Here is a 22,699-nt window from a genome sequence, read left to right as displayed (position 1 = left end):
GTGGTATCATATAGAGGTAATCAATCATAAAATCAAGTACAAAATGAGGAAGCACCCATTTGTAATACATTTCTGCAAATTGACAGAGAAACGTATACAGAAAGGGTGTTTTTTGTTATGTATGGCAAATTATTCAGTGCCTGTCTTCAGGGTATTCATGGCGTGATGGTAGAAGTAGAGACAGACCTTTCCAATGGTTTGCCGATGGTATCGATTATTGGCTTGCCGGATTCTGCAATCAGAGAGTCGGTCGAACGGGTAAGGTCAGCGATCAAGAATTGTGGATTCACTTTTCCGTCTCAGCGGGTCACTATCAATCTGGCACCAGCTGACCTGAGAAAGGAAGGTTCGGCTTTTGATCTGGCGATTGCGATGGGAATACTTGCTACGAGTGATCAGATTATTTTTCCGGGACAGGATAAAATGCTGCTTATCGGTGAGCTTGCCCTGGATGGTGCACTTCGTCCTGTACCTGGTGTTCTGTCTATGGTAGACGCTGCACGGCAGCATGGATTGACCTCCGTCATTCTGCCTGCAGATAATGCCTTGGAAGCATCACTTGTAGAGGGTATACGTGTATACGGGATCAAACATATGAATGAGCTCTTTAGTGAGCTGCACCATCAGCATTCAGACAAGCCTGATATGCGGACAGGAGTGGAGACATTTAAAATGGGTGTCCCTGGACAACCACCGATACAGGTCAGAAAAGTAACACAACAGGTTTCAAGCCAGAATACTGTAATGGATTATGAAATATCTTCCAATTCTCCATCCATGATGGATATGAAATCAGAAGATACAAAAACTGGACATGCTGATATTTCTGTAACTGCCGGGAGAGCAGAGACAATTGAAGATACTACAGAATCTGCTTCCATAGATTCTTCCATAATGCAGAATTCAGAATTAACCTTACCGCGAAAAGAATCAAAAAAGCACTCTACAGAGAAGTATTCTGCAGAATTACCGATACCGATCAAGAAATCCGATCCACGTAAACTGGTCGATCTGGAACCTCTATTGCTGAGTCGTTCTCATATGGAACAGCTTCGTCAGTCTACAGCGCTTACTCATGAAGATTATGCTGATGTATTCGGCCAGCAGCATGTCAAACGTGCGCTTATGATTGCGGCTTCGGGAATGCATAATATTCTGCTGCTTGGTCCTCCCGGGACAGGTAAAACGATGTTAATCAAGCGTCTGCCTACCATTTTGCCTGCATTAACCGAAGAGGAAGCTCTGGAAGTTACCAAAATATTAAGTGTCGCTGGCAGGTTCAAGGACAGTACCACAGGTTTGGTGACTACCCGTCCTTTTCGTTCTCCTCATCACAGTATTACTGTTCCCGGTCTGATAGGTGGAAGCAGTATCCCCAAACCGGGTGAAGTAAGTCTGGCTCATCAGGGGATATTGTTCCTTGATGAACTGCCTGAGTTCCCGAGAGCCGTACTTGAAGTGCTGCGGCAGCCACTGGAAGATCATGAAGTGCAGATTAGCCGTGCCAGAGCGGTATTTACTTTTCCGGCGAATTTTCTGCTTGCAGGTTCTATGAATCCATGTCCATGCGGTTATCTGGGAAGTCAGCACCCCGTACACCAATGTACATGTAGCGATGCTCAGATTGCCCGCTACCGTGCCAAAATATCCGGGCCACTGCTGGACCGGATTGATCTGCAGATCGAAGTGCCGCGTCCTAGCGAGCGCGACTGGCAGCAGTCTGAAGGTTTTCAGCCAGATGGTTATGATTCGGCCAGTATGAGAGCCATTGTACATCGGACTCATGAACGCCAGCTGAAACGATATGCTGGCCTCGGGATTCAGTGGAACAGTCAGTTATCCGGACGCTGGCTGCGAGAACATACTCATCTGGCTGCTGATGCAAATTTGTTGCTGGAAGCTGCTTTTGAACAGCTGGGAATGAGTATGCGTGCAAGAGACCGGGTGCTCAAGCTTGCCCGCACGATTGCAGATTTGGAAGAAAAAGAACAAATTGAAGCGGTACATATTGCAGAAGCGATACAATATCGGCAATTGGATCGAAAAGTCTAGTATCTTTGATAGAGTATATTAAATAAAGCTGGATGAATGCAGTTGGCGGAATTCACTGCATATCCGTTATCCAGTAATTCTGAAGGAGATACTGCTACTACTCTACAATATTTTGCTGCAAAAATTCCAGGAAATCTGCCTGCATCGAACCCAATGGTAAAATAACTTTATTGATTAGAAAGCGCCAGTGCTGTCCTCCAGCATCAAATGACCATGTCGAAGAAAGTCCGAGGCTCGGGTTATACTTCTGATTGAGTACATCTGCTGTGGCGAATTCAAATACAGCGGCTGTTTTGGATGTAAATAGAGTAAGAAAAATAATAACAAGTTTGTTGGTATTAAGTAGCAATACCGCCTGATTGGTTACAGAGGCGAGACTTTGCGATTTGGCATAACAAATAACCATATCAGGCTGCCAATATGGTTCAGCCGGAGTATTCACTAACTTTTTGTTAATAAAGAGCATTATCAAAACCCTTTCTATTTGGTTGTCGAATGTTTAATATAAAACATACTAGAAAGAAGGAGGTAATTCAATGCAGTCTAATAAAGCAGAACGTCTGAAAAATGCACGTATTCCCAATAAACCCTTACTGGATGAGGAGCTGCAGCGCCGTCTGCCACCAGGTCAGACACTTACCGACAGTTTTCCGATTCTGCATGAAGGCAAGGTGCCTGAATATGATCTGAGTCAATGGAATCTGCGAATTTTCGGAGAGGTGGAAGAGGAACATACTTTTTCATTTGAACAGCTTCAGGCGATGCCAATTACCCGTACCGTAAGCGATATTCACTGTGTAACGCGCTGGTCCAAATTTGATACGCCATGGGAAGGGGTGCGATTCTCTGATCTGGTTCAACAGTTGAAGATCAAGCCGGAAGCACAGTATGTCATGATTCATGCTGATCCGGATTACGAGACCAATGTAGCGCTGGAAGAACTTATGAAAGATGATGTATTGCTTGCCTGGAATTATGATGGCAAACCTCTTACTGCCAAGCATGGATGGCCACTGCGTCTGATTGTGCCGCAATTTTATTTCTGGAAAAGTGCAAAATGGATTCGCGGGATTGAATTTATGAAAGAGGATCGGAGAGGATTCTGGGAGAATCACGGATTCCATAATATAGCTGATCCTTTCAAAGAGGAACGTTTTTCTTCGGATGAATATGAGATGCCGGAAGACGAATGGAAGTATTGCGAAGCAGACTGAATTTCCATTTTTATGAAACTGATCTTTGTTTGTTCCGTATACGGTCATATATCCTTTTATTATAATTCTTATGATTATCGAGAAAGGAATGAGTGATATGGAATTATTTTGGCTTATTGTTTTTATGATAGCAGTCTGTGCTCCTCTCATATGGAATAAAATTGCGATTGGCAAACGGATTCATCATGAAGAGCAAAAAGCAGGGCGTGACCTTACCCATGAAATCAATCCTTTTACCGGCGGACGAGATTGACAATTGATTTTTGCATGGTCGTCGGGTTAATAAAATGCAGCAAGGTTTTCAGAACTACAGTATGAGGAGGAGAGCAACGTGGAAATTGTTGTGCATATCCTGTCTGGCTTGGCCAAAGCTGCAAATGCTCTGTATATTATGGCGATCGGTAGACGCATTCATGCAGAGGAAAAAGAGACCGGGCGTGATTTGACCTATGAGATCAATCCTTTTACGGGCAGTCGAAAATCGTGAACTCGGTAGATCAGCACATTACTAAAGAGGAAAAGCATAAAGAGGCATATTCCAACATAAAGTATATAGGACAGGCAGTACGCATTTTGCATGTATACAACAAAAAGACTGACGCGATTGTGCGCCAGTCTTTTTGATGTATACATATACAGTTGTCCTAATTTTGTTACAAGCTTTTAACAGCTTTGGATAGCTTGTCATCCAGAGTTCCTTTGTCCACATTACCATCATTCAGGTCCGGGTTAAACCAGTAGATTACCAGTACGTTTCCATTGGTATACTCGGTCTTTTTGAAAGGAATACCATTTTGCTGTGTTTTCAGATCGTCCAGGCCTTTTTGCAGATCAGCTTCGGATTTGAAAACATAGATCGATACAGGTTCGGTTTTTTTCGGATCTTTGGTGGTTACATAACGATCAGGTTTTACATCATTTAATACCCATTTACCAGCGGCATCTGGTTCGGCTACCAGATCAATACCCTGTTTTTTGATAGCAGCAGCTACTTCTTTTGTAGTCATGTCAGCAGCAGGCGTTTTACTGGCAGAATCAGTAGAACTATCAGATTCTGTCGTTTTGTTATCCATTGTTGCGTTGTCCTTTGTATCCGTAGCAGCTGTTCCCTGCTCGTCAGTTGCTTTGTTATCGGTAGCAGTGGTGTCTGTAGTACCTTGTTCGGTCGTAGTAGTCGATCCCGTAGTAGGTGCTGGTGCAGATTCATTTGCTTTGGAACAGCCGGTCGCTGCAACGACAGTAATTGCGAGTAAGAGTGTAGTGACTTTCAGTTTCATAATTGACCTCCTGTTGTAGTGATGATGTGTTAGGATTATTCATTCTCTGCAAGTGCAAATAAGATAATCACAAATAATGAAAGGTGCAAAGCAATTATCATTATAACCATACATACACCGAGAGACAACTTTTGACACGTAGCTTACATGGAGATCACTTTTGGTACAGTTCTTTTTAATAGCGCAAAATGCGGATGCAACAGTAATGTATTCGGTATCATAAACATCGGAAATTAATCTAAAGAAATATCATTTATATGGATTAATTTGATTTCACTTTAGATAATCTCAAAAAAAAGAAGCAGCCGGGGAAGCTGCTTCTTACATCATTATATTTATATAAGCCATTCAAATTAGAAGTCTTTCCTTAGGGGAAAAGAAAGCTCCAAAAAGGAAAAATCTATTACAGAACGTTAATTTCCACAGCAATATTACCGCGTGTTGCACGGGAATAAGGGCATACATTGTGTGCTTCTTCAGCCAGTTTGGAAGCTGTATCGCGGTCGATACCTTTGACCAGAACATCCAGACGTACTGCCAGTGCGAATCCGCCATCTTCTGCTTTACCAAAGCTTACTGTACCAGTAACCTGGGTTCCTTCATGTTTTACTTTTTGCATACGGGCTACCATATTCAGTGCGCTATCAAAGCAAGCAGAATATCCGGCTGCAAACAGCTGCTCGGGATTAGTACCGGCACCACCAGCGCCGCCCATTTCTTTTGGAGTGGCAATGTCAAGACGCAGTTCAGGACTGGAGGACTCAACATAACCTTGTCTTCCACCGATTGCTGTTACAGAAGTCTCATACATTTTTTGTTGGATATTTAACATATCAATTACCACCTTTTTCGTTATTTTATTTTACAAAATTAAATTTACCACAATTAATATAAAAAGTAAAATGTTTTTCGTAATAATAATGTCAGGCAATTAAATTTGTGATAGAATAGTGTTTAAGCATTAAATAAAATCCAGTATTCATAGTGCGTCTGACGGGTTATTAGTATATAAAAATCCGGAACACATGCAAGAATACTCATTATATAAAAGCAGGTGATTATAGAATGGACACTCAATCTCAGGAATATCCGCATCCCCAGCTTAAGCTGGACAATCAGCTTTGCTTTGCGATTTATGCTTCTTCCCGTGAGATGACCAAAATGTACCAGCCGCTGCTGGACCATCTTGGTCTTACGTATTCACAGTATCTTGTTATGCTCGTTCTGTGGGAACAGCAGGAATGCACAGTGAAAGAATTGGGTAATGCACTTTATCTCGATTCCGGTACGCTTACCCCACTGCTCAAACGTCTTGAAGCAGCTGGTCTTATTATTCGCAAGCGTTCTACAGAAGATGAACGTAAAGTTCATATTACATTGACCGAAGCGGGTTGGAGCTTGCAGCAACAAGCAGTATCGATTCCCGATGATATCAAAGAAAGAACGTGTATTAACACGGATAAACTGGATGAACTGCTGCTGGAGTTCAAACAGCTGCTACAAAATATTCACCAAGCCAATGTAAATGGTGCAGCGAACAAAAAATAATCCTTTTTCTTTATATGTAAATAAAGGATGGCAAGTATATGTAATGTACGGTTCTAAAATCCCTTTTAGCAGAAATTGCTAAAAGGGATTTTTATTTTTTTACTTTGTTAACGCATACATGATATATTAAGCATAGGCAATTACTTCCTTATGAGTTTCTCCATATCGTGGATTAAAATGGTAAAATTTTTAAGGAAAGCGTTTTAAAAACATGTTACAATAGCAAAGGTTATTGATTTGCCGGGCAATATGACCGGAATGCATTCATGTCGATAGGAGGATTTACCAGATGAATATCCATGAATATCAGGGAAAACAATTACTTAAACAGTATGGAGTGGCAGTGCCCGAGGGCAAAGTAGCCTTTACGGTGGAAGAAGCCGTAGAAGCAGCACAATCTCTAGGTAGCACAGTATGTGTAGTCAAAGCACAGATCCACGCTGGCGGTAGAGGTAAAGCCGGAGGCGTTAAAGTAGCCAAAAGCGTAGATGAAGTTCGTACGTATGCGCAGGAACTACTGGGTAAAGTACTGGTTACCCACCAGACAGGTCCGGAAGGCAAAGAAATCAAACGTCTCTTGATCGAAGAAGGCTGTGATATTCAAAAAGAATATTACATAGGGGTAGTTATCGACCGTGCTACAGGTAAAGTGGTCATAATGGCTTCTGAAGAAGGCGGAACAGAGATCGAAGAAGTAGCAGAGAAAACACCGGAAAAAATCTTCCGTGAAGCGGTTGATCCTGCTGTAGGTCTGCAAGCTTTCCAGGCCCGCAAACTTGCTTATGCTATTAACATTCCTACTAAGCTGGTGAACAAAGCAGCTCAATTTATGTTGTCCTTGTACAAAGCATTTGTTGAGAAAGACTGCTCGATTGCTGAGATCAACCCATTGGTTGTGACAGGCGATGGACAGGTTATGGCTTTGGATGCCAAGCTGAACTTTGATTCCAACGCATTGTTCCGTCATCCGGAAATTCTAGAACTGCGTGATCTGGAAGAAGAAGATGAAAAAGAGATTGAAGCTTCCAAATACGACCTGAGTTATATCGCTCTGGACGGCAATATCGGCTGTATGGTCAATGGTGCCGGTCTGGCGATGGCAACGATGGATATTATTAAATACTACGGCGGCGAACCCGCCAACTTCCTGGACGTAGGGGGCGGTGCAACAACCGAGAAGGTTACTGAAGCCTTCAAAATCATCCTGTCCGATCCAAACGTAAAAGGAATCTTCATTAATATATTCGGCGGAATTATGCGCTGTGATGTTATTGCCAACGGTGTGGTTGAAGCTGCCAAGCAAATTGGGCTGGACCGTCCACTCGTGGTGAGACTCGAAGGTACGAACGTTGATCTCGGCAAGCAGATTCTGGCTGAATCGGGATTGAACATCGTAGCTGCTGACTCCATGGCAGATGGAGCGCAAAAGATCGTAGCGCTGGTATAAAACAACACCAGTACCTAAATTAAGTGATAGGAGCTGTGACTGGACAATGAGTATTCTTGTAGATAAGCACACAAAAGTGATCACTCAAGGTATCACCGGTTCAACGGGATTATTTCACACCAAAGGTGCCCTGGATTATGGCACTCAAATGGTTGGCGGAGTAACACCAGGCAAGGGTGGAACCAATGTGGATATTACACTGGAAGACGGTTCCACAGTGAGTTTGCCGGTATTTAACACGGTTGTTGAAGCCAAGGAGAAAACAGGCGCTACAGCGAGTGTTATCTACGTTCCACCGGCATTTGCGGCCGATTCCATCATGGAAGCAGTCGATGCGGATCTTGATCTCGTTATCTGTATTACAGAAGGTATTCCTGTACTCGATATGGTCAAAGTTGCCCGTTATATGGAAGGTAAAAAGACCGTATTGATCGGACCTAACTGCCCGGGTGTTATTACACCAGGCGAATGTAAAATTGGTATTATGCCAGGTTACATTCACAAGCCGGGTTATGTAGGGGTTGTATCACGCAGTGGTACACTGACGTATGAAGCCGTACATCAGTTGTCTACACGCGGTATTGGTCAGTCTTCCGCTGTAGGTATTGGTGGTGACCCTGTCAAAGGTTCCGAATTCATCGACATTCTCAAAATGTTCAATGAAGATCCGGATACCCGCGCGGTGATCATGATCGGAGAAATCGGCGGTACGGCAGAAGAAGAAGCGGCAGAGTGGATTCAGGCAAATATGACTAAACCTGTCGTTGGCTTTATAGGTGGTGCTACTGCGCCTCCAGGGAAACGTATGGGTCATGCGGGTGCTATCATTTCCGGTGGTAAAGGTACAGCTGCCGAGAAAATTGCCAAGCTGGAATCCTGCGGTGTCAAAGTTGCTCCAACGCCATCCGAAATGGGCTCTACACTGGTAGAAGTACTGGAAGAGCGCGGTTTGTTGAGCGAATGCACAACTCACTAATCCAATGAATACTGTCCATTACAACGGCTATTGAACAGGGATAGACTTCTGTCTTTCTTTTCATTATAATAGCAGTAATTGGATATCGTTCGTGACAGGGTAAGCAACCTCTGAATCTCTATATAGAGACAGGGGTTGCTTCTTTGCGTTATCCGGGAGATATGAGAGTAAACGCTTGCAATATTAAATAACATACGATTAAATGGAGTAGATGGTCACGTCTGTCTCCTGACAGAGGAGAATGGGAACAAATGTTGGATGAACGTTCTGTACTGATAGGATTACACGAGGCAGCCGGTATTGGCTGGAAAAGAATCTATGATATACTACAGCAACATGCGGATCTGCGCGAACTGCCGGATTGGGATGCCGGACGCTGGCGGAGATTGGGCATGCCGGATAAGGTTGCACAGTCGCTTCCTGCCCAATTGCAGGAGGAATATGTGCGTGAGCGATTATCACTTTACCATGAGAAGGGAATAACGATTATAACTATTATGGATGAGGCGTATCCCATATTAATGAAGGAAATCGCTCAACCACCCTGGGTACTATATACGATAGGCAGACAAGAATTACTTTCTTCGTTTTGTATAGGTATGGTAGGTACCCGAGTGCCAACTGCCTACGGTCGCAAAGTTGCAGAGCTGCTGGCTGGAGATATGGCAGAACGCGGAATAACCGTAGTAAGTGGTATGGCCAGAGGAATTGATAGTGTATGTCATGAAGCAGTGCTCCAAAAGCACGGTCATACAATTGCAGTACTCGGCACAGGCATTAATGTTATTTATCCGCCAGAGAATCGTTCGCTGTATCATACCATTGCCGAACGTGGATTGATTATATCCGAATATCCGATTGGGACGCGATCGTCTCCCGGCTTGTTTCCGCAGCGTAATCGTATTATTGCCGGTCTGTCCCACGGCTCTGTAGTCGTTGAAGCAGATGTACGCAGCGGATCGTTAATTACTGCAGATTATGCGATGGACAGCAATAGGGATGTTTTCGCAGTACCGGGACCCGTGACTTCTCCTAAGAGTCAAGGTACACTGGCCTTGCTCAAACAAGGAGCTATTCTGGTAACCGAAGCCAATGATATTACAAAAGAATATGATTCAATTCTTTTGAATTGGTGTGATAAACCATACAAAAAGGAAGAAAATGGACATCCTGACACAGTTCCTGAACCCTCTTCAACAGCATTGTCAGATATTTCTTATTTGACAGAAGATGAAAAAACGATATACCTTATATTGGAGCAGGGAGATGCAAACATCGATGAACTTCAAGTACAATCGAAGTTTGATTTTGGACTTTTGCATACGGTTCTGTTATCTTTAATCATAAAAAAACAGATCGGTCAACGCTCTGGTGCAATATACACCTTAATATAAAACGAATTATAGATAGAATAACAGAAAGGGGGACGAACCTGATGGCAGATTCACTAGTGATTGTAGAATCACCAGCAAAAGCGAAGACAATCGGTAAATACCTGGGCAGCAAATTTATTGTCAAAGCGTCAATGGGTCACGTCCGCGACCTGCCGAAAAGTCAGATCGGTGTAGATGTGGAGAACGATTTTGATCCCAAGTATATTACGATTCGTGGTAAAGGTTCCGTTCTAAAAGAATTAAAAGATGCACGAAAAAAAGTGAAAAAAGTCTATCTGGCGGCTGACCCGGATCGCGAAGGAGAAGCAATCGCCTGGCATTTGGCTCACGCACTGGATGTGCAAGAAGGCGAAATGTGCCGCGTTGTATTTAATGAGATTACCAAGCAGGCGGTCAAGGATGCTTTCAAAACACCACGTCAGATTAATATGGACCTTGTAAATGCTCAACAGGCGAGACGTATATTGGATCGTCTGGTAGGATACAAAATCAGTCCTCTATTATGGAAGAAAGTTAAAAAGGGACTGTCTGCCGGACGTGTACAATCGGTAGCTGTAAAAATTATTATTGACCGTGAGAACGAGATTTCGGAGTTTACACCGGAAGAATACTGGAGCATTACCGCTCAGCTTACGATCAACGGTACTACTTTTGAAGCGAAATTCAACCAGTTAAATGGTGAGAAAAAAGAGCTTCATAGTGAAGATGACGTGAATGAAGTGCTGGCAGCAATTGCTGATGCGGCATTTGAAGTAACTGAGATCAAAGAACGCGAACGTTTGCGCCATCCGGCAGCTCCATTTACAACCTCATCCCTGCAGCAGGAAGCTGCACGCAAATTGAACTTCCGCGCAGCCAAGACGATGTCTGTGGCTCAGCAGTTATATGAAGGAATTGATCTTGGCAAAGAAGGTACAGTTGGTTTGATCACCTATATGCGTACAGATTCCACACGTATTGCTGTTTCTGCTCAGGAAGAGATTCGTGAATATATCACTGGCCGCTACGGTGCCGATTTTATTCCCGAAGAACCCCGTCAATATACCAAAAAGAATGCCAATGCTCAGGATGCCCACGAAGCGATCCGTCCTACCTCTGCGGTACGCGATCCCGAATCGGTGAAAGAATATATGAGCCGTGATCAGTTCCGTCTGTACAAGCTGGTGTGGGAACGCTTTGCGGCGAGTCAGATGGCTTCGGCAGTACTGGATACTTTATCGGTTGATGTGACAGCGGGGCCGGCGAATTTCCGTGCAGCGGGTTCCAAGGTACGCTTCCCCGGCTTTATGAAGGTATATGTGGAAGGTAATGACGATGGCAAAGAAGAAGGCGAAAAGTTCTTGCCACCACTGGCCAAAGGCGACAAGCTGCAAAAGGAAGCTGTTGAACCCAAGCAGCATTTCACCCAGCCACCGCCTCGTTATACAGAAGCTCGTCTCGTAAAAACACTGGAAGAACTGGGTATTGGACGTCCGAGTACCTATGCTCCTACACTGGAGACAATTCAGAAGCGCGGATATGTAGCGATTGAAGAGAAAAAGTTCATGCCGACTGAGCTGGGCGAACTTATTATTGAACAAATGGAAGAATTTTTCCCTGAAATTCTGGATCCCGAATTTACGGCACATATGGAGCAGGATCTTGACCATGTGGGAGAAGGACAGGAAGATTGGGTGCAGGTACTTCATGATTTCTACCAGTCCTTTGAGAAGCGTCTTGAAGTAGCGGAAGAAGAAATGAAGGAAATTGAGATTGAAGACGAAGTATCAGATGAGATTTGTGACAAATGTGGTCGGCATATGGTATACAAACTGGGCCGATTTGGCAAGTTTCTGGCTTGTTCAGGATTCCCGGATTGTCGGAATACCAAACCGATTATCAAAGATATCGGCGTACCTTGTCCAACCTGTCATGAAGGTCATGTCGTAGAACGCCGCAGTAAAAAAGGTCGTGTGTTCTATGGTTGTGATCGTTATCCGGAGTGCGATTTTGTATCCTGGGATCGTCCTTCTCTCAAACCATGTCCTGTATGCAACTCGATGATGGTAGAGAAACGGAACAAACAGGGCGTCAAATTGCAATGTACAAAATGTGACCATACCGAAATGGTTGAAGAAAATGATAACGAAGCAGTCGAACTCGATTAATAAGCTTGATTGCTGCGTAACAGAAATATCGTATGCTGCTGCTAATCATACTGTCTGCTCTGCAGGCATTAGAATTTGGCGGCAGTTTAGCGTATACTAATAGATAGTAAGCTTTAAATAAATGATGAAGAATCATATCTTTGTTTCTGTTATTTTCCGAATAGGAATTATACTTTTCGTTTATTTACAGCAGTAATATGCAGGAGGTTTTGAATAGTGTCAGAATTTCAAAAGGTAACCGTGATCGGTGCAGGACTAGCAGGTAGCGAGGCTGCATGGCAGATTGCCAGTCAGGGTATACCGGTAACATTATATGAAATGCGTCCAGTCGTAAAAACACCGGCGCACCATACTAACCAGTTTGCAGAATTGGTGTGCAGTAACTCACTGCGATCCAACACACTTGCAAATGCGGTTGGTGTTATGAAAGAAGAAATGCGTATGCTGAACTCTCTTGTTATCGGTTCGGCAGATCGTAATGCTGTGCCGGCTGGCGGTGCATTGGCAGTAGACCGTGATGGATTCTCAGGAGAGATTACATCTACTTTGCATAATCATCCACTGGTAACCGTATTGAATGAAGAAGTACAGGAGATTCCAACAGATGGTATTGTCGTAATTGCGACAGGCCCTTTAACATCTCCTGCACTTTCCCAGCAGATTCAGTCTCTTCTGGGCGAAGAATACTTCTACTTCTATGATGCAGCAGCACCCATTATCGAAAAAGATTCGATTGACATGAGCAAAGTATATCTGGCTTCCCGTTACGATAAAGGAGAAGCAGCTTATCTAAACTGTCCAATGAATGAAGAAGAATTTAATGCATTCTACGAAGCATTGGTAGGCGCAGAGACAGCTCAGCTCAAAGAGTTTGAAAAAGAGATTTATTTTGAAGGCTGTATGCCTATAGAGATTATGATGAGACGTGGTAAGCAGACGGCTTTGTTCGGCCCTATGAAGCCTGTAGGACTGGTTAATCCGCATACAGGAGAACTTCCTTACGCTGTTGTACAACTGCGTCAGGATAATGCAGCAGGTACGCTCTACAACATGGTAGGATTCCAGACGCATTTGAAATGGGGAGAGCAGCGCCGGGTATTTTCCATGATTCCAGGTTTGGAAAATGCAGAATTTGTTCGTTATGGTGTAATGCATCGTAATACCTTTATTAACTCTCCGCGTCTGCTGGAGCCAACCTACCAACTGAAAAGTCAGCCGCGTATCTTCTTTGCGGGTCAAATGACTGGAGTAGAAGGCTATGTCGAATCTGCAGCATCCGGTATGATTGCGGGAATGAATGCAGCCCGTCTGGCCAAAGGTGAAGAATTGATTCAACTGCCGCAAGAAAGCACATTGGGCAGTATGGCATATTATATTACGCATGCTGATCCCGATCACTTCCAGCCTATGAATGCCAATTTTGGTCTTCTGCCAAAGCCGGAAAAGAAAATCCGTAACAAAAAAGAGAAAAATGAAATGCTTGCCCAGCAGGCGCTGGATAGTATCAGACAATTTTTCCAGCTGGAAGAAACAGTGCAAGAACAAGAACCGACTCCAGCAGAATAAATGAATAGCTGAAGATCCTGTTAAGAGCATGATGGATGCTTTTAACATGAATACAGTCTGTTGTATTCATGTGCTACAGACCAAGTCAGCCTTACAGTCAGAAAATATGGACAAACAATGAACAGGAGGGGAAACGATGGATCTCTCATTTCACGCAACGACCATATGTGCTGTACGTCACAATGGGAAAGCTGCAATTGCCGGTGATGGACAGGTGACTTTTGGACAAAATGTAATTATGAAACAGCATGCCAAGAAAATTCGCCGCCTTTATCGTGGTCAGGTACTTGCTGGATTCGCAGGTTCGGTTGCGGATGCAATTACACTATTTGAGAAGTTTGAAGCCAAGCTGGAGGAGCATCATGGCAATCTTCAGCGTGCGGCAGTCGAGCTTGCCAAGGAGTGGCGTTCCGATCGTGTGCTTCGCAAACTGGAAGCGCTGCTGATCGTTATGGATAAAAGCGGTATTCTGCTTATTTCTGGTGGCGGCGAAATTATCGAGCCGGACGATGATGTGATTGCGATTGGTTCCGGCGGCAATTTTGCTTTGTCGGCAGCACGCGCGCTCAAGCGTCATGCCAAGGATCTTGAAGCCAAGGATATCGTTGAAGCTTCCCTGAACATTGCTGCCGAGATCTGTGTATATACCAACAATAATATCATCGTAGAAGAATTGTGAGCCTGGCCGGTGCGGTCCGTACTCTACTTGCAGGGGCGGTACGCGCCGGTTTTTGTTTCTGAATTTATGGATACGGAGGGAACAAGATGAATAATGATCATAATGCATTGACACCGAGACAGATTGTGGCTGAATTGGATAAGTATATTGTCGGACAGAAAAAGGCTAAAAAGTCTGTAGCTGTCGCACTTCGTAATCGTTATCGCCGCAGCCTGTTGGAGGAAGACGTACAGGATGAGATTGTACCCAAAAATATTCTGATGATTGGTCCTACTGGTGTAGGTAAAACAGAAATTGCCCGCAGACTTGCCAAGCTGGTACATGCACCATTTATCAAAGTGGAGGCTACCAAGTTTACGGAGGTCGGTTATGTAGGGCGTGACGTGGAATCCATGGTACGTGATCTGGTAGAGACAGCGATCCGTATGGTGAAGCTCGAACGCACCGAACAAGTGAAAGACAAAGCCGAAGAAGCAGCCAATGAACGTATTGTACGTATATTGGTTCCATCGGCCAGCAAATCCAAAATGCAGCGCAATCCTTTTGAAATGCTGTTTGGAGGCAATAATAATCAGCCGGAAGAGCCAGTGGAACATCATACCGATGATTCCTCTATTCAGGAGAAGCGTCGTCAGGTACGGTTTGAACTTTTGTCGGGTAAGCTTGAAGAGCAAATTATTGAGGTGGAAGTGGAAGACAGCACACCTAATATGATGGATATGTTCATGGGTCAAGGTAATGATCAAATGGGCATGAATATGCAGGAGATGCTAGGAAGCTTTTTACCAAAGCGGATGAAAAAGCGCAAACTGCCGATCAAGGAAGCACGTAAAGTACTGACGCAACAGGAAGCTAATAAGCTGCTGGATATGGATGATGTTACCCAGGAATCGCTGCGCCGTGCAGAGCAGACCGGAATCATTTTTATTGACGAGATTGATAAAGTCGCTAGTGCCGGCCGTGGATCGGGTCCTGATGTATCCAGAGAAGGCGTACAGCGCGATATCCTGCCAATTGTAGAGGGTTCCACTGTAATGACCAAATATGGGGCTGTCAAAACCGATTATATCCTGTTTATGGCTGCCGGAGCTTTCCATACGGCCAAACCTTCTGATCTGATTCCTGAGCTCCAAGGACGTTTCCCGATCCGGGTAGAACTGGAGAGTCTAACGCTTGAAGACTTTGTCAGCATTTTAAAAGAACCCAAAAATGCTCTGACCCAGCAGTATACTCATCTGCTGCGTTCCGAGAACATTGAATTGGAGTTTGCCGAAGGGGCTATCGAGGAGATTGCCGGTATTGCAGCTACAGTCAATCAGAATACCGAGAATATTGGAGCACGTCGTTTGCATACCATTATGGAGAAACTGCTTGAAGATCTTTCATTTGAGGCTCCTGAATTGACGCTGGAACAGTTTGTTATCACACCGCAGTATGTACAGGAGAAACTGAAGGATATTGCTCAGGATCGGGATTTAAGCCAGTATATTCTCTGATTTGTCTATTATCCTTATTAAAATCAGCCAATAGATGGACGTCTAGGAATAGGCTGGAATAATAATACCGTTTTTTAGGAAAAAGGTGGGGGGCTTGTTTTACAAGTTCAACGCCTTTTTCCTATGTTTTCATAAGTGCGAAAATTGTATGATGAATATAACAAAAACAACTACACGATTACAAAAGGTAATCCGATATAACAATGAGTGCGTATCAAATGGTAATAAGGAAATAGGGATAGCATTTTTACAAAGTTTACGTTATGATAATTGCATTTGCGTAAATGCGCAAATGGCCTCATAAAAACCAGAACTGAGAACGTTCAGATTAGCAAAAGTCGAACTTTTTCCAGAAAATAGAAGTGTTCGCTACTTTGATCGCCATAAATCAGCTACTAGTAAGTAATCCGCACTAGGCTATAGGGTACATGAATTATGACTGATAATGGAAAAATCAAGATTTAAAGCCATTTTTTCAGGACGAAACTACTGTCCTGGGTATCATCCTTCCTCCAATACTATAGTCAAAATCATTGATTAAAATTACCATTAAAATGCATTAAACCCAACTAATTGATACTAATATCTGCTATAATTGTCATAATACTTATATTAATTGGCAAAAATTATTTAAAAATTGACAAAATACGAGCACATACGCTAAAAGATAGTCCTTTATTCTCATTGTGTTATAATCGGTTCTCTAGGAAACTTATGGTATTAAATCATTAGGAAATATGACGCAGAAATGTAGTAAACCAAACGATAAAATGCAACGTTTGTCGAATGAAGGTACGAAATGAAAAAATATGAGATTGAATTTCATATTTCAGAATATAATTACAGACTGAAAGAGGTGACGTGAGTGAATTTGCTGAATGATGTGGGATTTCGCAGATTGGAAGGTGCTATTAATGCTTCTAACCTGAGACAACAAGTAATCACCAACAACATTGCCAATGCAGATACACCTTACTTCAAACGTTCCGACGTTTCTTTTGAAAACATGCTCCAAGCACAGATGGATGGAACAGACGGATCTATCCATGGTACAACTACCAATCCCCGTCATTTCCAAATCGGCTCTACCGGCGATGTTCCTCAGGCCATGATTACCTCGGATAACAGCACAGTGATGAATAACAATCTTAACAACGTAGATATGGATTCCGAAATGACCAGCCTGGCTGAAAATCAGCTTCGCTATAGTGCTTACCTCGAACAAGTTAATCACCAGATCAAAATGATGCGTACTGCAATACAGGGCGGAGGAGCGTAATCATGAAAATTAGCAACAGTTTTGATATCAGTGCTTCAGCACTAACAGCTCAGCGGCTGCGGATGGACGTCGTATCCTCCAATATCGCGAATGCCGAGACGACAAGAGCCAAGATCGAGAATGGCGAAGCGGTTCCTTACCGTCGTAAAGAAGTCGTACTTTCCACAAACAAGCCAGGTTTTGCGGATGCATTGAATTCGGCAATGAACGGCAATAATGGTGTGAATGGTGTAAAAGCGGTAGCGATTCAGGAAGATAAAGAACCATTTAAACTTGTATTCAACCCAACACATCCGGATGCTGACAAAAACGGATATGTGAAAATGCCAAATGTCGATACTCTAAAAGAAATGGTGGACATGATATCAGCTTCGCGTTCATATGAAGCTAACGTAACCGCATTAAATGCCTCAAAGGCAATGATTACCAAGGCTTTACAAATTGGTAAATAATGAGTGAAAAATTGGAAGGAGGGGTAATTAATGATAGAAAACACAATGTTTAATGGAATGTCCGCTGCTTCACCGCTGCAAATGACCTCGGGAGCTGCACAGGTACAGGAAACGCCGGGACAGGCTATGGAACAGTTTGGTTCTTACCTGCAGGATGCAATTAGCCAGGTGGGAGCACAAGAACAACAAGTACACAAAATGAATGACCAGTTTCTGGTAGGTAAAATCGATGTCGATCAAATGATGATCGCTTCAGAGAAGTCAATGCTCAGTCTGCAGTTGACGGCTCAGGTTCGAAATAAAGCGATTGAAGCTTACCAAGAAATCATGCGTACACAGTTATAAGATGGTTGATATGTTTCATAGCAAAGTTTCGAATGGGGTGACGTTGTGAATGAGAGAGTTGCCCAGTATAGAGATAAAATTGTCCAATACTGGAGAAAATTCAACAAAAACCAGAAAATACTACTGTTATCAACCTTGGCCTTTATCATCATTGCGATTGTAGTACTAACGATACAGTTTTCCAAAACAGAGTACGAGGTAGCTTTTCAGGACCTGGATGCTGCGGATTCCGCGGCAGTTATGGAATACTTGACTGGACAAGGGATACCGTATCAGTTAAGCCAGGACGGCAAAAGTATTTCCGTACCAACTGAAAGTGCAGCCCAGGCAAAAGTTGCCGTAGGGTCTCAGGGACTGATCGAGAACGGTTCGATCGGTTTCAGTGAATTTAACACAAGTTCTTCCGCTATCGGTATGACGGATAATGAATTCAACGTAAAATACAACAATGCTTTAAACGGTGAAGTATCTCAACTGCTTCGCAATATGAACGGTGTTGAAAATGCCAAAGTGTTGATTAATCTTCCTGAAGAAAGCCTCTTTGCTGCTACAGAAGATCAGGATACAGCTACAGCATCTGTAGTGATGCAGTTTAAACCGGGAGTCCGCCTTACACAGGAAGCGATTGACGGTTATTTTAACCTTGTAAGTACAGCAGTACCCCGTCTTCCAATTGAAAATATTACAATTACCAATGGTACAGATGGTAGTGAACTGGTCTCCACAGTCAAAGGTGGCAGAGTAGGTAATCTGATCGGTGCAGTGCAGGACAATATGGCTTTACAAAAGAAATACGAGTCTGACGTAGAGAATAACGTAAGACAATTCTTGGCCAGACTGGTAGGACCTGAACGGGTCAATGTTCTTGTAAATTCCACATTGAACTTCGATCAGAAAACATCCAAAGAAGACCTTGTAGAACCTGTAGATGAAGAAAACATGAAGGGCATCGAGATCAGCGCCCAAGAAATCCAGGAATCCTACACAGGTACAAGCACTCCTGACAGCGGCGTAGCCGGAACAGGCAGTACTGATACTCCAACTTATCCAGGTGGATCTTCCGCCGGTAATAACGAATCCGAAAAATCTCAAAGTACCACTAATTATGAAGTTAACCGGATTCATAATGAAATTGCAGACAGCCCTTATCATGTACAAGATCTTGCGATTACTGTAGCAATTGAGCCTAATCCTAATTTGGATGTTACTGCACAAGAGGATTTGAATAAACGAATTCAAACTATGTTGGAAAGTATAGTAAGAGCTTCACTTGCAGAGAATGGAGTCAACTATCCAGCTAACGATGCCATTCTTACAGCCAAAGTAAATGTTATTTCACAAGCATTTGCTACTAATGAAACAACAGATGAAGGATTCTTCGCTTCCAACATGAACTGGATCATCGGTGCAGCAGCAGCTCTGGTACTGGGTATTATCGGATTTATCATTTATCGTCGTCGTAAACAGCAGCAGCTGGCTGAAGAAATGGGAGAAGATATTATGCTTCCTCCAGTTACAGAACTTCCTTCTATTAGTTTGGATAACTTGACCAATGATAGTCAGGTACGCAAACAGCTCGAATCACTGGCGAAAAAGAAACCGGACGAATTCGTAAACCTGCTGCGTACATGGCTCGCTGACGAATAAGAGGTGAACGGGATTGGCAAAGGGGACAGCTCCACTGAGCGGACGGCAAAAGGCAGCCATTTTATTGGTTGCCCTGGGTCCCGAAGTATCTGCTCAAATATTTAAACACCTACGTGATGAAGAGATTGAACAGCTTACATTGGAAATCGCCAATGTGCGTAAAGTAGACAGTAGCGATAAAGACACCATTATTTCCGAGTTCCACCAGATTTGTCTGGCACAGGAATACATTTCCCAGGGCGGTATTAATTACGCCAAGGAAATCCTGGAAAAAGCACTCGGTGAAAATAAAGCACTCGAAGTTATTAATCGTCTGACAGCTACTCTTCAGGTTCGACCTTTCGACTTTGCTCGCAAGGCAGATCCAAGTCAGATTCTAAACTTTATCCAGAATGAGAATCCACAGACGATTGCACTTGTATTATCTTATTTGCAATTTGAGCAGGCAGCTTCGATTCTGTCTTCGCTTCCACAGGAAAAACAAGCTGAAGTTGCACGCAGAGTCGCCGTTATGGATAGTACTTCACCAGAAATCATCGCCCAGATCGAACGTGTATTGGAGCAGAAACTTTCTTCTACAGTGACGCAGGATTATACAAATGCAGGTGGTATCGAATCGATCGTACAGATTCTGAATGGTGTCGATCGTGGTACAGAAAGAACCATTCTCGATTCCCTGGAAATTCAAGATCCGGAATTGGCAGAAGAAATCAAAAAGCGGATGTTCGTTTTCGAAGATATTGTCAATGTGGACAACCGTTCGATTCAACGTATTATTCGCGATCTGGAAAACGCAGATCTACAACTGGCGCTCAAAGTGGCCAGCGAAGAAGTACGCGAAGCTGTATTTGGAAATATGTCCAAACGTATGGCTGATACATTCAAGGAAGAAATGGAATTTATGGGTCCTGTACGTTTGAAAGATGTAGAGGAAGCACAAAGTCGTATCGTAGGAATTATCCGTAGACTAGAAGAATCCGGAGAAATCATCATAGCTCGTGGCGGAGGAGATGATATCATTGTCTAATTTGATAAAATCATCCCAGTATATTCCGGTTGAAATTCTCAAAAAACTGGATCTGAACAAAGAACATTTCAGACCTATGGATCTGGCGGCTGGTTCTCATCAGCAGGTTCCGCATATTGTATATGACCAGCCGCGGATCGATGAACAAACCGTTTTACTAAAAGAACAAATGCTTGCAGATGCTCGTGAATTTGCAGAACGTCAGGTACGGGAAGCTGCCGAAGAGGCAGAGCGTATCCTTCAGAATGCTCAGGAAATGATTGCCTCCTGGTGGGATGAACGGCGTGAGCAGGACGAGCATCTTATAGAAGCAGTAAAGGCTCAAGCGTTCCAGGAAGGCTATGAGGAAGGACAGCAACGTGCAGAGACTGAGATGCAACAGCGCGTTAATGAAATGATGCAAGAAGCTCAGATCGTGTTGTCTCAAGCATACGAAGCCAAAGAACAAATTATTCAGGAAGCAGAACCATTCCTTGTAAATCTTAGCTGTGGAATTGCTGAAAAAGTAATTGATCGAGAACTGGCTGATCAGCAGGAACTGGTCCTTTCGCTCATTAAAAAGACACTTGCCCGCAAGCGGGAACAAGGACTTATCACACTTTGTGTGAACCCGTCCCAATTCGACTTTATTCATACGGCAAGAGAAGAACTGGTCCTGGCTATCGATTCACAGGCTGAACTTCAGATTCTTCCGGATGCTACTGTTCGTGACCGTGGCTGTGTAATCCGCTCTGCATTTGGTAGTGTGGATGCTCGCGTAGATACCCAGCTGGCAGAGCTGAAAAAAGAACTTCTTCGTTTGGCACTTCACGATGAAGAGCGGGGGAATACAAATGTCTGATCTGAATGCTGGTCGTTATCTGGAATATATAAAACAGCTTGATCCGGTCCGGATCAATGGCAAAGTAACACAGGTTATCGGACTGATGGTAGAATCCGAAGGACCTGATGCCAGCATCGGAGAGTTATGTTACATCTATCCTACCAAGGGAGCCGATCCTCTTCGGGCTGAAGTAGTCGGTTTCCGGGATAACAAAGTTTTACTAATGCCTTTGGGAGAGCTTCAGTCTATCGGACCAGGGTGTGATGTGGTCGGTACCGGCAAGCCGCTGACCGTACAGGTAGGCTCTGAATTGCTTGGAAAAGTACTGGACGGTCTTGGACAACCTTTGGATGGCTCACTCCTTCCGGCACGCATGACTCACTATTCTACCTTTAATACGCCGCCTAACCCGATGACTCGGCCAAGAGTCCAGGATCCAATGAGCGTGGGTGTACGCGCCATTGATGGACTGCTAACGATTGGCAAGGGACAACGGGTAGGTATCTTCGCTGGTTCGGGTGTTGGTAAAAGTACGCTGATGGGCATGATTGCCCGGAATACCGAAGCTGACGTCAACGTTATTGCTCTTATTGGAGAGCGCGGACGTGAGGTACGTGACTTTATTGAGCGGGATCTGGGTCCCGAAGGATTGCAGCGTTCTGTTGTTATTGTAGCGACCTCCGATCAACCGGCACTTATCCGGCTCAAGGGAGCCCTGATTGCTACTACTATAGCCGAATATTTCAGGGATCGTGGTATGAATGTGATGTTTATGATGGATTCGGTTACCCGGTATGCGATGGCTCAGCGTGAGATTGGTCTTGCTGTAGGCGAACCGCCTGCAATGCGCGGTTATACGCCTTCCGTATTTGCCGGATTGCCCAAGCTGCTGGAGCGTGCAGGTACAGGCCCTAATGGTTCTATTACAGCATTTTATACTGTACTGGTAGACGGGGATGATATGAATGAGCCTATAGCGGATGCCGTACGTGGTATTCTGGATGGTCATATCGTACTGAATCGTGCAATTGCCAACAAGGGACAATTTCCAGCCATCGATGTACTTGCCAGTATTAGCCGGGTAATGAAAGATATCGTAACTGAAGATCAGACAGATGCAGCCAATAATATGAAGCGTCTGATGTCTATATATAAAGAATCCGAAGATTTAATTAATATTGGTGCCTACCAGAGGGGCTCCAGTCCGGATATTGATGAAGCCATCGAACGGATCAAGGATGTCTGGAATTTTACGAAACAAAAGGTGCATGAGAAAACGACACTGAGTGATGCGCAAGAGCAGATGATTTCCGAATTTGTGAGGAGCTGA

22 protein-coding genes are annotated in these 22,699 nt (G+C 43.8%); 19 read left to right on the top strand and 3 right to left on the bottom strand.

Going from position 1 to position 22,699, the window contains the following annotated elements; genetic code table 11:
* Positions 1-117: 117 nt before the first annotated feature.
* A complete protein-coding gene (locus tag WH46_RS20060) occupies positions 118-2,052 on the top strand; it encodes a YifB family Mg chelatase-like AAA ATPase (RefSeq protein ID WP_046228052.1) in 1,935 nt (644 codons plus the stop codon).
* A 97-nt stretch (positions 2,053-2,149) separates the two neighbouring features.
* Here the strand turns inward: WH46_RS20060 and WH46_RS20055 are convergent, their stop codons facing one another.
* A complete protein-coding gene (locus WH46_RS20055; protein WP_046228051.1) occupies positions 2,150-2,518 on the bottom strand; it encodes a hypothetical protein in 369 nt (122 codons plus the stop codon).
* 70 nt (positions 2,519-2,588) lie between these two features.
* On the opposite strand from WH46_RS20055, the gene WH46_RS20050 reads away from it, so the two are divergent.
* The 3 genes from WH46_RS20050 to WH46_RS24300 all read left to right on the top strand — a co-directional run bounded on the left by WH46_RS20050 (position 2,589) and on the right by WH46_RS24300 (position 3,753).
* The gene (locus WH46_RS20050; RefSeq protein WP_046228050.1) at positions 2,589-3,266 is read left to right on the top strand and encodes a sulfite oxidase-like oxidoreductase; all 678 of its coding nucleotides are present in this window, start codon (positions 2,589-2,591) and stop codon (positions 3,264-3,266) included.
* A 97-nt stretch (positions 3,267-3,363) separates the two neighbouring features.
* A complete protein-coding gene (locus WH46_RS24305) occupies positions 3,364-3,519 on the top strand; it encodes a hypothetical protein (protein ID WP_017813658.1) in 156 nt (51 codons plus the stop codon).
* Positions 3,520-3,597: 78 nt separating this feature from the next.
* Entirely contained in the window at positions 3,598-3,753 is a 156-nt protein-coding gene (locus tag WH46_RS24300) for a hypothetical protein (protein ID WP_017813659.1), read from the top strand.
* 166 nt (positions 3,754-3,919) lie between these two features.
* On the opposite strand, the gene WH46_RS20040 is transcribed toward WH46_RS24300, so the two are convergent.
* Together WH46_RS20040 and WH46_RS20035 are read right to left on the bottom strand one after the other, a co-directional pair.
* Entirely contained in the window at positions 3,920-4,543 is a 624-nt protein-coding gene (locus WH46_RS20040; protein ID WP_046228049.1) for a hypothetical protein, read from the bottom strand.
* Positions 4,544-4,946: 403 nt separating this feature from the next.
* Complete coding sequence (locus tag WH46_RS20035) at positions 4,947-5,375, bottom strand: organic hydroperoxide resistance protein (RefSeq protein ID WP_017813661.1); 429 nt, start codon at positions 5,373-5,375, stop codon at positions 4,947-4,949.
* 233 nt (positions 5,376-5,608) lie between these two features.
* Here WH46_RS20035 and WH46_RS20030 point away from each other — a divergent pair, with 233 nt between their 5' ends.
* The 15 genes from WH46_RS20030 (at position 5,609) to fliI (ending at position 22,699) form a co-directional block, all read left to right on the top strand.
* Entirely contained in the window at positions 5,609-6,091 is a 483-nt protein-coding gene (locus tag WH46_RS20030; RefSeq protein WP_046228048.1) for a MarR family winged helix-turn-helix transcriptional regulator, read from the top strand.
* A 289-nt stretch (positions 6,092-6,380) separates the two neighbouring features.
* Positions 6,381-7,538: an ADP-forming succinate--CoA ligase subunit beta gene (gene sucC / locus WH46_RS20025; protein ID WP_046228047.1), complete on the top strand. Its 1,158-nt coding sequence runs from the start codon at positions 6,381-6,383 to the stop codon at positions 7,536-7,538.
* 46 nt (positions 7,539-7,584) lie between these two features.
* Complete coding sequence (gene sucD / locus WH46_RS20020; RefSeq protein WP_017813664.1) at positions 7,585-8,514, top strand: succinate--CoA ligase subunit alpha; 930 nt, start codon at positions 7,585-7,587, stop codon at positions 8,512-8,514.
* 251 nt (positions 8,515-8,765) lie between these two features.
* Positions 8,766-9,908: a DNA-processing protein DprA gene (dprA, locus tag WH46_RS20015; RefSeq protein ID WP_046228046.1), complete on the top strand. Its 1,143-nt coding sequence runs from the start codon at positions 8,766-8,768 to the stop codon at positions 9,906-9,908.
* 41 nt (positions 9,909-9,949) lie between these two features.
* On the top strand, positions 9,950-12,055 hold the full coding sequence (gene topA / locus WH46_RS20010; protein WP_046228045.1) for a type I DNA topoisomerase: 2,106 nt from the start codon (positions 9,950-9,952) through the stop codon (positions 12,053-12,055).
* 216 nt (positions 12,056-12,271) lie between these two features.
* A complete protein-coding gene (trmFO, locus tag WH46_RS20005) occupies positions 12,272-13,621 on the top strand; it encodes an FADH(2)-oxidizing methylenetetrahydrofolate--tRNA-(uracil(54)-C(5))-methyltransferase TrmFO (protein ID WP_046228044.1) in 1,350 nt (449 codons plus the stop codon).
* A gap of 136 nt (positions 13,622-13,757) precedes the next feature.
* Positions 13,758-14,300 carry an ATP-dependent protease subunit HslV gene (gene hslV, locus WH46_RS20000; RefSeq protein WP_017813668.1) on the top strand — a complete coding sequence of 181 codons (543 nt, stop codon included), beginning with the start codon at positions 13,758-13,760 and terminating at the stop codon, positions 14,298-14,300.
* Between the two features lie 86 nt (positions 14,301-14,386).
* Positions 14,387-15,796, top strand: coding sequence for an ATP-dependent protease ATPase subunit HslU (hslU, locus tag WH46_RS19995; protein ID WP_046228043.1), 1,410 nt, complete (start codon positions 14,387-14,389; stop codon positions 15,794-15,796).
* Between the two features lie 865 nt (positions 15,797-16,661).
* Positions 16,662-17,075 carry a flagellar basal body rod protein FlgB gene (gene flgB / locus WH46_RS19990; RefSeq protein ID WP_017813670.1) on the top strand — a complete coding sequence of 138 codons (414 nt, stop codon included), beginning with the start codon at positions 16,662-16,664 and terminating at the stop codon, positions 17,073-17,075.
* 2 nt (positions 17,076-17,077) lie between these two features.
* A complete protein-coding gene (gene flgC, locus WH46_RS19985) occupies positions 17,078-17,527 on the top strand; it encodes a flagellar basal body rod protein FlgC (RefSeq protein ID WP_046228042.1) in 450 nt (149 codons plus the stop codon).
* A 30-nt stretch (positions 17,528-17,557) separates the two neighbouring features.
* Positions 17,558-17,872 carry a flagellar hook-basal body complex protein FliE gene (fliE, locus tag WH46_RS19980; protein WP_017813672.1) on the top strand — a complete coding sequence of 105 codons (315 nt, stop codon included), beginning with the start codon at positions 17,558-17,560 and terminating at the stop codon, positions 17,870-17,872.
* 45 nt (positions 17,873-17,917) lie between these two features.
* Entirely contained in the window at positions 17,918-19,519 is a 1,602-nt protein-coding gene (gene fliF, locus WH46_RS19975) for a flagellar basal-body MS-ring/collar protein FliF (protein WP_046228041.1), read from the top strand.
* A gap of 13 nt (positions 19,520-19,532) precedes the next feature.
* Positions 19,533-20,546 carry a flagellar motor switch protein FliG gene (gene fliG, locus WH46_RS19970; RefSeq protein ID WP_017813674.1) on the top strand — a complete coding sequence of 338 codons (1,014 nt, stop codon included), beginning with the start codon at positions 19,533-19,535 and terminating at the stop codon, positions 20,544-20,546.
* Positions 20,539-21,387 (top strand): FliH/SctL family protein, encoded by an 849-nt coding sequence (locus WH46_RS19965; protein ID WP_017813675.1) that lies wholly within the window; start codon positions 20,539-20,541, stop codon positions 21,385-21,387. Before fliG ends, WH46_RS19965 begins: the two co-directional genes overlap by 8 nt.
* Complete coding sequence (gene fliI / locus WH46_RS19960) at positions 21,380-22,699, top strand: flagellar protein export ATPase FliI (RefSeq protein ID WP_046228040.1); 1,320 nt, start codon at positions 21,380-21,382, stop codon at positions 22,697-22,699. The genes WH46_RS19965 and fliI overlap by 8 nt, the downstream gene beginning before the upstream one ends.

Origin of the sequence: Paenibacillus dauci, from assembly GCF_000971985.1 — a bacterium.
Taxonomy (GTDB): Bacteria; Bacillota; Bacilli; order Paenibacillales; family Paenibacillaceae; genus Saccharibacillus; species Saccharibacillus dauci.
The sequence above is the reverse complement of the archived record's forward strand: the minus strand, read 5'-3'. Positions and strand labels throughout refer to the sequence as shown.